Genomic DNA, 12,472 nt, shown 5'->3' with positions numbered 1-12,472 from the left:
ATAATTATTCGCTTTTGCCGTCGCCCTTGTCGGATTTGCTGCTTTTAAGCAGGATGCGGGACAGGTCGGCTTCTACAGATTCTTTCGGAGCACCAACGATGCGGCCTTCCTCTTTACCATCTCTGAAAACGATGATGGTAGGTACTTTCTTCACTTTGTAATCAACAGGAGCATCTGTATTCATTTTCTGATCTGCGCCAAACATCAGCACCTGGTCGTCAGGGCTTCCGCCGAGGATCATTACTTTATACAGCTGCGGAACAACGTCTCTGCTGGTCTGGTCCCAGGTACCCACTACCGCTACAAGGTTGAAGCTGGAGCGGTTTGCCTTGATATAATTGAGCATATTATCATTAGGTTGATAATCGTTCACTCCTTTATAGAACCAGGTATAATCGCTACCATTCATGAGCGTTTTCATGTCAATTTTGCCCTTCAGCACTTTATCGTTGCTGCTGGACTGTGCCCATGTCAGTGAGGAGAACAGGAGGCCACCACCTAATAGTAACATTTTTAATCGCATAACCTTGTTTTTTATAATTGATCTTTCAGTTCGGTTAAAAAACCTCTAACCTTCAGCAAAGCTTGTACCATTTCGAAATTTCGTGCTGCAAGCTTACGATCTTCCTTCAATTTTTGCTTGGCGCCTTCGATGGTATATTTCCTTTCGCGTAAGAGATGATAAATAAGTTTAAGGGAGTGGATATCTTCCTGGCGGAAGAGCCGGTCGCCCTTACGGTTCTTTTTGGGCTGGAGGATATCGAACTCGTTTTCCCAATAGCGTACCAGCGAAGTATTTACCTTAAACATGGTGGCCACTTCACTGATAGAATAATATTGTTTATCCAGTACCAGTTTATCCAGTTCCATAATCAGATCCGGGTCTTCGGAGAATTCTTTCAATGATTTTCGTCCGCGTTTTTTACCAATTTGCGGTGGTGCAGAAGGGGCAGCCGCCTTAACCTTCGTTTTTACATTCGCTTTTAACTTCCGGCTTACCGTTTCCGCAGTTGGCAGAGAAGAAGTAGTTGCTATTGAAAAGAGGTCTAACTGATGCATGGCAGTAAAAAACACGTTGAAAAATATCTTTTACAAGCATGAATTTAGCCAATTTGTTTCAGCTTTCGTTGATTTCCCCTTAATTAACAATCATATTATAATCAAACCAGATGCATTAGTCGAACGATTGGTTGCCAGATCTGGCCATTTTAACCATGGTTTCGAACTGTTCGGCGGTAAGATCGCTGAAGAAGAAGTAGACCGGGTCTACTTTTTCACCATTTTTGATCACCTCATAGTGACAGTGAGGTCCGGTAGATTTACCGGTGCTACCTACCCATCCCAGTACATCGCCGCGTTTTACGGCCATACCGGCCTTCACTTTCATGCGGAGCATGTGCCCATAGAGGGTTTTGTAACCATATCCATGTCGTACCACCACGTGGTTACCGTAACCAACGTCGCTGAGACTGGCTTCTTCCACCACACCGTTGCCGGTAGCATAGATAGGCGTGCCGCTCGGTGCCGCGAAATCGAGGCCTGAGTGGTATTTCATCATTTTATAGATCGGGTCGATCCTATATCCGAAACCGGATGCGATGTGTTTAAGATCTTTATTGGATACAGGTTGAATAGCCGGGATAGATGCCAGCATTTCCTGTTTGTTTTTTACCAGCTTATCGATTTCGTCGAAGGATTTCTCCTGACTTTTCATACGATTGGTGAGTTCTTTCAGGAGTACGGTGGTGGAGGCGATGATTTCGCTGCTGGCAAAAGATTGCAGCTGGGAAGCCTCTTCATCCTGGGTTATTTTGCCCATACGGGTGCTGTCGGGGATAGGGTTGGCCTCGAAAATGACACGATAGATCTCATTGTCGCGGTCTTCCAGCTCAGTGAGCTTCCCTTTCACTTCCTTCATGCGGCCCTGTAAAGCCTCATATTTCTCTTTCATCCCGTCCAGGTCCCGCTGTAACAGCTTTTCTTTGGGGGATGCAAAAAAGCGGTACGCAAATGACAGGAAAATCGCACCGGTAACGATAGCCGCCGATACAAATCCGAGAATACGTAGCACTTTAACCCGTAGTGAAACTACGAGCTTCTCATATTTTAATGTTTGGGTATTGTAGAAATATTTTACCTTCTTCATTGCATTGCACCTATGGCATACTTTGAGCGCCACGGCTAACGCGCCATGGCAGCAGATTTAACTGGCATGAGTTCAAACGGATGAATAGAATTGGCATATTTTAATTAGCCGCCCCTTAACTTTTTTGCCGGTAAGACCATCCTGTTTTGAATAATCCTACAGGTTTCAATATTTTTGCACTCCCTGTAACTCGGCGGGAAAATAAGGCGCACAAACCTAATGTAATTAGATTAAAACATCAACCTTTTGAATGTCAATTTTCTAACTACTTCATAATGGGTTGAAACACAGATATAAGTCCCAGCCCGATCCCTACAGCAATAAGTTATAAATAATATATTAATTCGCATCAATATTTTATGACAGCATCTGAAATACGACAGCAATTCCTGGACTTTTTTGCGTCAAAAGGGCACGTGATCGTGCCTTCTGCTCCAATAGTAGTGAAAAATGACCCGACCCTCATGTTCACTAACGCCGGTATGAACCAGTTTAAAGACTATTTCCTGGGAAATAAAGTACCCGCGGCCACCAGAGTAGTAGATACGCAGAAGTGCCTCCGTGTTAGCGGCAAGCACAACGACCTGGAAGAAGTAGGTATCGATACCTACCACCATACCATGTTTGAGATGCTCGGTAACTGGAGCTTCGGTGACTACTTTAAAAAAGAAGCCATCGCCTGGAGCTGGGAACTGTTAACCGAAGTTTACAAGATCCCCGTAGATCGTTTATATGTGACCGTTTTTGAAGGTGATGCGAAGGAAAACCTGCCAAAAGACCAGGAAGCATATGATTTCTGGAAAGAACATATCGCGGAAGACCGTATTCTCCTCGGAAATAAAAAAGATAATTTCTGGGAAATGGGCGATACCGGTCCTTGCGGCCCTTGCTCCGAAATCCACGTAGATTGCCGCCCGGACAACGAAAGAAAAGAAATCGACGGCAAAACACTTGTCAATAACGACCACCCACAGGTGATCGAAATCTGGAACAACGTATTCATGCAGTTCAACCGCCAGAAAGATAAATCCCTGGTGCCTTTGCCTGCAAAACACGTAGATACCGGTATGGGACTCGAACGCCTGGTTCGCGTACTCCAGCAAAAAACATCCAACTACGATACCGACCTTTTCATGGGTACCATCCATACCGTTGAAAAGCTCACCGGTCAGACATATAAAGGCACCGATGCCAAAAACGATGTGGCTTTCCGCGTAATTGCCGACCACATCCGTGCCATCTCCTTTACCATCGCTGATGGCCAGCTGCCTTCCAATACCGGCGCCGGCTATGTTATCCGCCGTATCCTCCGCAGGGCAGTACGTTACTATTACTCCTTCCTGGAAGTACGCAAAGCAATGCTCCATGAACTGGTACCTGTTCTGGCAGCTCAATTCTCCCATGTTTTCCCTGAACTGGAACAACAGGTGGATTTTGTGAAACGCATCATCTTCGAAGAAGAAAATAACTTCCTCCGTACCCTCGACAGCGGTATCAAACGTATCGAAGACTTCATGAAGCAAGCCACCAGTAAGATGATCGACGGCCAGACCGCCTTCGAACTCTACGATACCTACGGCTTCCCTTATGACCTCACTACCCTCATCGCAATCGAAAACGGGTTTGATGTAGATAAAACCGGCTTCGACGCCGCACTGGAACAACAGAAAGAACGCTCCCGCGCCGCAACCGCACTGGATACCGGCGACTGGGTAGTGCTCGACGAAACCCCGGATGTAGTGTTCATCGGCTACGAAAACCTGGAATCTCATACCAAACTGCTGAAATACCGTACCGTTAACGCTAAAGGTAAAGAGCAGTTCCAGCTGGTACTGAGCAAAACGCCTTTCTACGCTGAATCCGGCGGACAGGTAGGCGATACCGGTATCCTGTACTTCGATGAGGAGATCATCCACGTAACTGATACCAAAAAAGAAAATAACCTGATCATTCACTTTGCCGATAAGCTCCCTGCTAATCCAAAAGCTGCCGTGAAAGCGGTAGTGGCAAAGGAAAAACGTCAGAATATCGCACGTCATCACTCTGCGACACACCTCCTGCATGCTGCCCTGCGCCAGGTACTGGGTACACACGTTGCCCAGAAAGGCTCCCTGGTAAATGCAGAACAGCTCCGTTTCGACTTCTCCCACTTTGCTAAAGTGACCGACGAAGAAATGGCGCAGATCGAGCAGATCGTAAATGATAAGATCCAGGCCAATGTACCAGTGGTAATCAAGGAATTACCTAAGGAAGAAGCCATCCAGTTAGGTGCTATGGCACTCTTCGGTGAAAAATACGGAGACGTGGTGCGCGTAGTGATCATGGACCCTCAATACAGTGTTGAGCTTTGCGGTGGTACACACGTAGGTTCTACCGGTGAACTCGGCCTCTTCAAATTTGTATCTGAAGGTGCAGTTGCTGCCGGCGTACGCCGCGTGGAAGCCGTTACCGGCAACCAGGCCATTAACTTCGTCAATACACAGCTGCAACAGCTGAAAGAAGTGAAAGCCGCACTGAAAAATCCAAAAGAGATCGTAAAGGCTGCTGAAACGCTGGTAGCAGACAAAGCTGCACTGGAAAAACAGGTAGAAGCCCTGGAACTGGAAAAAGTTCGCCAGCTGGGAGCTGAACTGCGCTCAGAAGCACAACAGATCAACGGTATCAACTTCCTCGGCAAGGTAGTAAGCGTAAATAACGCTGAAGGCCTGAAACAGCTCTCCATGCAGCTGAAAACCGAAATCCCTGATCACGTACTGGTATTCGCTGCCAACATTGGTGGAAAAGCCAGCGTAGCCCTCACCATCGATGAGAAACTGGTTACCGGTAAAGGTTGGGAAGCACCTAAACTGATCAAAGAACACATAGCTCCACTGATCAAAGGTGGCGGCGGCGGACAGAAATCCTTCGCTACTGCCGGTGGCCAGGAAACTGATAAACTCGATCAGGTAGTCGCCGCGATTAAAAAAATAATCGGTTAATATCTACCTAAAATATTCACAATCAATAAAAAAAGTCTCTACTACGTGGAGACTTTTTTTATTGCTATCTACTGAAAAGGAATATTTATTTTTAATGGCCATTCGTCGGTTTTAACTTTTCCTTGTTTTACAGGGTCATTAAATTTGTTCAGCAAAATCAAAAAAGATAAACATATGAGCAAGTTACTGCAAACACTTTCTATTGCAGGTTTTACCTGCTTCAGCCTTCTGACTACGCAGGTACATGCCCAACAGGCAAAAGACAAACTGGGGGAATTTGATGAACTCATCATCAAAAGGAAAAGTGACAAAGACGGTAAGGTAACCGTAGAAATCAAAAACGGAGACATCTTCATTGATGGCAAAAAAGTAGATCAATATAACAATCCTGATATCTCTGTTTATCACAGGAGAATTACCCCGCTGGACGGAAACAGGATGGAACTCAGCGATCTATCCGGATTCCCCGGTATGAACTTTTACAATGGCGATGATGATGACGATGATGAAAGTGAAACACCCTCTTTCAACATTAAGCCCAATAAGGCTTTGCTTGGTGTGCTGACAGAAAAATCTGATGCCGCCGGTGTAACGGTAAAAACTGTTTCTCCAGGCAGTCCGGCAGAAAAGGCAGGAATCCGAACAGGTGATATTATTACAAAAATAGATGACAAGAAAATCGCAGAACCTAAGGAACTGTATGAAACCATCGGCACCTACAAACCAGGAGACAAGGTAACGGTAACGTATACACGCAATAAAAAAGAAAGCAAGGCAAATATCACGCTGGACGAACGTAAAACAGCAGAAAATGGCAATAGCATTTTCTTATCACCGCCATCTTCAGACCGTAGCAACAGGGACTTCTTCAACTTCAGGGACCAACGTCCACGTCAGGGCTTTGGCCAGGGATTCGGCGATGACAGCTGGGCTCCCCGTGGTTCCAATAATGTTCGTTTGGGCTTACAGGTAACCGATACAGAAGATGGTAAGGGCGCAAAAGTCACCAATATTGATGAAGGATCAGCAGCAGAAAAGGCAGGCTTCAAAACTGATGACATTGTAACTGAGTTTGCCGGCACACCGGTAAAATCCGCCAGGGATGTCGCAAATGCCTATCGCAGTAATCAGCAGAAATCTACTGTAACGGCAAAGGTTATACGTAATGGAGTAAGCCAGACCCTTGAAGTTAAAGTACCTAAGCGTCTTAATAAAGTGAATTTATAATAACAGGCATTCGCCAGACAGCATAAAAATAAAACAACCGATCTCCGCTTAGTAGAGATCGGTTGTTTTATTTTCGCCCCTTCGGGGCAGAAGAAGTATATGGTATATGCTATTCTTTCTATTTCATTATTTTTTTAAGGAGACCCAGTTTATTCTTAAACGGCGGATATTTCACCGGAACATCAAGCCAGGTACCTGTTTTGAGCATTCCTTTCGGATGTGTGAAGGTGTCAAAACTGTACTTCCCGTGATATTGTCCCATCCCGCTGTAGCCGGCTCCACCAAAGGGTAATTCAGGATTTGTAAGATGTACCAGCACATTGTTTACGCAGCCCCCGCCAAAAGGGACCTGCTCAATCAGCGCCCGTTCAGTTTTCTTGCTTTTTGTAAAAACATATAACGCCAACGGATATGGTAACTTCTTAATAGCCTGGATAGCCTGCGGCAGATCGGAGTAGGTAAGTATCGGCAATACCGGCCCGAAGATCTCATCCTGCATCACAGGGTCATCCCACTCTACATCGGTGAGCAGGGTAGGAGCAATGTAGCGTTGCGATTTATCTGTTTGTCCGCCATGTACTATATGGCCATCATTAAGATACGCAGCTACTACATCAAAGCGCTTATCATTAATCATCCTGGCGTAGGAATCGCTTTGTGCAGGGTCTTCTCCAAAAAATTCCACGATGGCATTTTTCATCGCCGTCACCAGTTCATCCTTTACATGCTGATGTACCAGCAGGTAATCAGGTGCAACGCAGGTTTGGCCGGCATTCCAGAACTTACCCCACACAATACGTTTAGCCGCTACCTTTATATTTACTTTTTCATCTACCACGCAGGGGGATTTGCCACCCAGCTCCAACGTAACCGGCGTAAGGTGTGGAACTGCCATTTCCATGATTTTCTTCCCAACAGGGATACTGCCGGTGAAAAAAACGTGATCGAACCGGAAAGACATCAGCATTGGGATCACCTGCCCTCCATCTCCTTCAACCACCGCTATATAGGTGGGATCAAAGGTTTCTTTTATCATGGCTGCGATGACGGCGGAAGTAGCCGGCGCCAATTCAGATGGTTTGAGTATGGCACAGTTTCCGCCGGCAATAGCACCCAATAAAGGACTGATTTGCAACATGAAAGGGTAATTCCATGGCGCTATAATCAGCGTGAGCCCCAGGGGCTGCCGGTAAATCCGGCTGGTACTGGGATAGGTCACCAGGGGAGAGCTGACTATCTGTGGTTCCATCCATGCTTTGAGTCCTTCGAGGATATAATTGATTTCTTCATATAGAAATCCTACTTCACTGGAATAAGACTCTACGGCATGTTTATGTAAATCCTGGTGCAGTGCGTCCAGAATACGGGGTTCATACTGCTGGACCGCTTTTTTCAGGCGTTTTAGCTGGGTCTTCCTGAAATTATAGGTAAGTGTGGCGCCTGAGTCGAAATATGCTTTCTGACCCTCATAAAGTTTGGCTGCCTGGGCATTACTGATCATAGGGAAGATCTTTTAAATATTAATGTTACCGAATTTAGCATTTTCCTGCCATGATTTTGCCCGGAAACCCAGCATTATTTAAATATATTTGTGTCAATCAGCAAGCAATTTTAGTGGTGATTTGCTTTCGATGCTATTTTATTGAATTTTTTTAAACGTCACCTCTTGGATTACAGTAAATACGAAACCGTGATTGGGCTTGAAGTTCATGCCCAGCTGCTGACGGAAAGCAAATTATTCTGCAGCGACAGCGCCTCATTTGGAGGAGCCCCCAATACACATATCAGCCCTATTACCCTGGCACATCCGGGTACACTGCCACGTATGAACCGTAAGGCAGCAGAATATGCCATTAAACTGGGGCTGGCCTGTCATTGTGAAATCGTGAAAGAAAACTACTTCGCGCGTAAAAACTATTTCTACCCTGATCTCCCCAAAGGATACCAGGTTTCCCAACATACTGCGCCTATCTGTAATGGCGGGCATATACGCATCCCTACAGAAACCGGCAGCAGAAACGTACAACTTAACCGTATCCATCTCGAAGAAGATGCGGGTAAGCTCCTCCACGATCAGGACCCTTCCAACAGCTATGTAGATTACAACCGCGCCGGTGTACCACTGGTTGAAATTGTCAGTGAACCGGATATGCATACCAGTGATGAAGCTTATGCCTATCTTACTGAACTGCGCCGGCTGGTACGTTTCCTCGGTGTTTGTGACGGAAATATGGAAGAAGGCAGTATGCGCTGCGACGCCAATATTTCCATCCGCCTGAAAGGCGCTACTACACTGGGTACCAAGGTGGAAGTAAAAAATATGAACTCCATCCGTAACGTGAAAAAAGCCATAGATGCGGAAGTGAAAAGACAGATAGAAATTGTGGAAAACGGAGGTACACTGGTACAGGAAACCCGCAGCTTCGATGCCGCAACAGGCACGTCTTTTTCCATGCGCTCCAAAGAAGAAGCCAATGATTATCGCTATTTCCCGGAGCCGGACCTCGCGCCGTTCAAACTCAGCGATGAATTTATACAGGCAGTACGGGCAACATTGCCTCCCCTTCCGGAAGAGCTCATTCTGAAATATACGAGCACACTACAATTGCCGGAATATGATGCCAGGGTTATCTGTGATGATAAATCTACAGCGGATTATTTCGAAGGTCTTATTGCCGCTACTCCATTACATAAAGCCGCAGCCAACTGGATTATCGGGCCGGTAAAATCATACCTGAACGAATCAGGAACAGATATCGCCGACTTCCCGGTAACACCGGCAGCACTGGCAGAGCTGATCACCTTAACCAACAGCGGTAAAGTCAGCTTCTCCATTGCTTCTTCCAGGATATTACCGGAATTGATTCAACATCCTTCGGAAAATCCACTGGAAATAGCCACCAGACTAAATCTGTTGCAGGATAACAATGCGGAAAACATTGCGGGTATCATCGACGAGGTGCTCGCTAAGTTCCCCGACAAGGTAACAGCCTACAGAGGCGGTAAAAAAGGACTGCTGGCATTATTTGTGGGAGAGGTGATGAAAGCATCTAAAGGCAAGGCTGATCCTCGTCTTACAAATGAATTATTAACCGAAAAACTCAAAGGTTAACGTTTATCCGCTATTTTGGTATAACTTAACAGTTTAGCGGAAACGAGAATATAAAAAACGATTGCATGAAAAAATACTTTTTAGGGTTGTCTGTAGCTGCATTCCTCGCAGGTTGCGCCGGGCAACAACAGGAAAAAGGAGAGTTCAGAATTGATGGTCATTTCACAAATATGCCATTAGGAACTGTTGTACTGGAAGAACTTACACTGGATAACGTAAAAGTAGTTGATTCCACCAGCATTAAAGATGCCAGTGGTTCCTTTACTTTTAAAGGTATGGTGCCTGAACAGGGACTTTACAGAATTCGTTTTACCAATGGAAAATTCATCCTGTTATCGCTTGATGCCGGCGACATGAAGCTGAAAGGCGATATGGACAGTCTGCAAAACATTGTTGTAGAAGGTTCTGAGCCTACACAGGAATTACAGCAATTCCTGGCAGACATCAGCAAGCAGTCTGTTTCTCTTACAGAAGAGATGCGTCAGCTGGACAGTTTGCATACGATCAAAACTCCCGATAGCATCCTGCAGCCTAAAATTCAGGATTTTCAGCGTCGTGAAAAAGAGTTTGAGACCAGTTTCTTCGTCACTGCTGATAAAACAAAATATCCTGCCAACGCAGTATTTGCTATCAGCCAGGTAAGAGACGGTCAGGAAATCCTTGCGCACAAGCAGGTAATTGCCAATATGGAAAAACGTTTTCCTAAAAATACATTGGTAAAGAGCATGGCAGACAGAATCAATCAGCTGGAGAAAGGCATGGCCTCCGATAGCACTGGTGCTGCCAACGGCGGAGAAGAAGCGTCTATCGCAGTAAAAGTTGGAGAGACACCAAAAGACTTTACCCTGCCTGATGTTTCCGGTAAAAATGTGAGCCTGAGTTCATTCAAAGGTAAATATGTACTGGTAGATTTCTGGGCCAGCTGGTGTGGTCCTTGCCGTGGAGAGAATCCAAATGTGGTAAAAGCCTATAACACTTACAAGAATAAAAACTTTACTGTACTGGGTGTATCACTGGATAAAACCAAAGATGCATGGCAGGCAGCTATCAAAGAAGACGGTCTGGCGTGGACACAGGTGAGTGACCTGAAATTCTGGGAATCTGCTGTGGTGAATATGTATGGTATTTCCGCTATTCCTTCCAACTTCCTGCTGGATCCAGCAGGTAAAGTAATAGGAGTAAACCTGAGAGGTCCTGAACTGGAAGCTAAGTTGCAACAGGTGTTGAAATAAGCAATAAATAACGATAATATATACACGAAAAAGGCCTTCTCTTGTGAGAAGGCCTTTTTCGTGTATGCCTATAAAGCATTACTGTCTTAAAACGATAAAGTCTTCGCAGTAGCGAAGACTTTATCGTTTTTTACTGATTATTATCTACAAGTTCACTATTAAATAAACTTTTGAAATAGTCATTAGTAACCAGGATTTTGTTCTGCTTTCAGTGTTGGATTAGCAATCACTTCAGAGTTAGGGAAAGGCCATACATAACGGTAGTCAGTATATGGGATGGCGTCCACTTTCGGTGTGATATAGATACCTGCGCCAGCTACAAAGTTTGCAGCTACCGCATCACCAACAGGTACTTTACCAGGAATACCATTAAAGCCATAGGTTGCATCAAATGCAAGGCGGTGAATATCCGGCCAGCGACGTCCTTCAGAGAAGAACTCGATTCTGCGCTCTCTCAGGATAGCAAGAGTCAGATCGGCAGGAGGTACTTTGCTATAGCTGGCTGCAGCAGGAACAGACCTGTCACGTACTACATTCAGCAATGTAAGCGCCTGGCTGGCGTTACCGGTTCTGGAATATGCTTCAGCTGCGTTTAACAGTACTTCTGCATAACGAACGATTGGAGCCCAGTCAGATTTATCCACATATTTGGTGAATTTAGCGCTGTACATTCTACCGTCGCCACCTTTAATAGTCATTTTATCTCTACGTCTGTCACCAGCAACCCACCAGGAGGCACTGTACAGGTTAGGACTCATAGATACGAGACCACGGGCACCAACACTACCAGGTCCGAACATAGGCGCAAGCGCACCGTTTGTTCCACCATTTGCGAGAATACTGTTTGCAATAGAGAAAATAGATTCGCTATTGATTTCGTTATTGGCGAAAACAGTTTCAGGCAATGCTTCTAATTTATAGTTGCCAATAGGGCTTACCGGGCTTGTCAGGTTTGCACCCAGCTTTGTAGCTTCAGCAATTACACCGGCATAGTCAGCCATGTGCAGCTTGATTCTGCTTTTCAACGCAATGATCGCACCTTTCGAAACTTTATTGATACTTGCTTTACCATCTCCTATATTCTGTTCAGCCCAATCGAGATCAGCCAGAATTTTAGTATAGGTTTCTTTTACAGTTCCACGGCTTACTTTCAACGCTGCTTCAGTTTTAGCAACAGAGTTGATAGCAACATCACGGTAAGGGATACCAGGAGTAGCGCCGCTGTTATCAGCATATGGACGGCTGAAGTTCAGTACTGCTTCATGATGTGCGAGTGCACGCAGGAAACGGGCTTCTGCTTCCACCTGTTTTTCCTTTGCATCGGAGATGATACCATTCTTTTGCGCCAGCTGTGCACCTTCGATAAACACGTTTGCCTGATTGATCAGTGCATACAGGTTTACCCACATCGCTACGTTGTTTGCACTGGTAGTAGTGATTACAGACCTGTAAGTGATATCGTAAAAAGTCGCCAGGTTCACCATATCCTCACCGCGCATTTCTGCCTGCTCAATAGAGGCTGCACCAAAAGGATACCCACGGCCTGAAGAATAGCTATCAGCGTAGCTACCTACAGCAGCATTGTTGTATACACCATTCAGTGCCAATTCAACGTTAGTAGAATCAGTAAAAATGGAAGACTCACCCAGACGATCTTTAGGAGTCAGTTCTGTATACTTGGAGCAGGACATCAGACTTGCGGAGATCACCAGCGTAGCTGCCAACACACGTCCTGCGTTTTTATTATATTTATATTGGAAGAACTTATTCATATTTC

The 12,472-nt window shown here is 45.4% G+C and carries 9 protein-coding genes; 4 read left to right on the top strand and 5 right to left on the bottom strand.

Features of this window, described 5'->3' with window-relative positions:
* Positions 1 to 4: 4 nt before the first annotated feature.
* The 3 genes from F3J22_RS04370 to F3J22_RS04360 all read right to left on the bottom strand — a co-directional run bounded on the left by F3J22_RS04370 (position 5) and on the right by F3J22_RS04360 (position 2,146).
* On the bottom strand, positions 5 to 523 hold the full coding sequence (locus F3J22_RS04370) for a co-chaperone YbbN (RefSeq protein WP_167014662.1): 519 nt from the start codon (positions 521 to 523) through the stop codon (positions 5 to 7).
* 11 nt (positions 524 to 534) lie between these two features.
* Positions 535 to 1,059 carry a MerR family transcriptional regulator gene (locus tag F3J22_RS30500; protein ID WP_240155001.1) on the bottom strand — a complete coding sequence of 175 codons (525 nt, stop codon included), beginning with the start codon at positions 1,057 to 1,059 and terminating at the stop codon, positions 535 to 537.
* Positions 1,060 to 1,174: 115 nt separating this feature from the next.
* The gene (locus F3J22_RS04360) at positions 1,175 to 2,146 is read right to left on the bottom strand and encodes a M23 family metallopeptidase (RefSeq protein ID WP_167014660.1); all 972 of its coding nucleotides are present in this window, start codon (positions 2,144 to 2,146) and stop codon (positions 1,175 to 1,177) included.
* A 359-nt stretch (positions 2,147 to 2,505) separates the two neighbouring features.
* On the opposite strand from F3J22_RS04360, the gene alaS reads away from it, so the two are divergent.
* On the top strand, positions 2,506 to 5,124 hold the full coding sequence (gene alaS, locus F3J22_RS04355) for an alanine--tRNA ligase (RefSeq protein WP_167014658.1): 2,619 nt from the start codon (positions 2,506 to 2,508) through the stop codon (positions 5,122 to 5,124).
* 174 nt (positions 5,125 to 5,298) lie between these two features.
* Positions 5,299 to 6,351 carry a PDZ domain-containing protein gene (locus tag F3J22_RS04350; protein ID WP_167014656.1) on the top strand — a complete coding sequence of 351 codons (1,053 nt, stop codon included), beginning with the start codon at positions 5,299 to 5,301 and terminating at the stop codon, positions 6,349 to 6,351.
* A gap of 118 nt (positions 6,352 to 6,469) precedes the next feature.
* Here F3J22_RS04350 and F3J22_RS04345 read toward each other — a convergent pair whose 3' ends face one another.
* Positions 6,470 to 7,852 carry an aldehyde dehydrogenase gene (locus F3J22_RS04345; protein ID WP_167014654.1) on the bottom strand — a complete coding sequence of 461 codons (1,383 nt, stop codon included), beginning with the start codon at positions 7,850 to 7,852 and terminating at the stop codon, positions 6,470 to 6,472.
* Between the two features lie 165 nt (positions 7,853 to 8,017).
* Between F3J22_RS04345 and gatB the strand changes: the two genes are divergently transcribed.
* Together gatB and F3J22_RS04335 are read left to right on the top strand one after the other, a co-directional pair.
* Complete coding sequence (gatB, locus tag F3J22_RS04340; RefSeq protein WP_167014652.1) at positions 8,018 to 9,463, top strand: Asp-tRNA(Asn)/Glu-tRNA(Gln) amidotransferase subunit GatB; 1,446 nt, start codon at positions 8,018 to 8,020, stop codon at positions 9,461 to 9,463.
* A gap of 65 nt (positions 9,464 to 9,528) precedes the next feature.
* Positions 9,529 to 10,695, top strand: a complete 1,167-nt coding sequence (locus F3J22_RS04335) for a redoxin domain-containing protein (protein WP_167014650.1) — start codon at positions 9,529 to 9,531, stop codon at positions 10,693 to 10,695.
* A gap of 182 nt (positions 10,696 to 10,877) precedes the next feature.
* Here the strand turns inward: F3J22_RS04335 and F3J22_RS04330 are convergent, their stop codons facing one another.
* Positions 10,878 to 12,467: a RagB/SusD family nutrient uptake outer membrane protein gene (locus F3J22_RS04330; protein ID WP_167014648.1), complete on the bottom strand. Its 1,590-nt coding sequence runs from the start codon at positions 12,465 to 12,467 to the stop codon at positions 10,878 to 10,880.
* Positions 12,468 to 12,472: the final 5 nt, after the last annotated feature.

Origin of the sequence: Chitinophaga sp. Cy-1792 (assembly GCF_011752935.1) — a bacterium.
GTDB lineage: Bacteria > Bacteroidota > Bacteroidia > Chitinophagales > Chitinophagaceae > Chitinophaga.
Note: the sequence above shows the minus strand (reverse complement) of the source record. Positions and strands in the feature narration are given on the sequence as shown.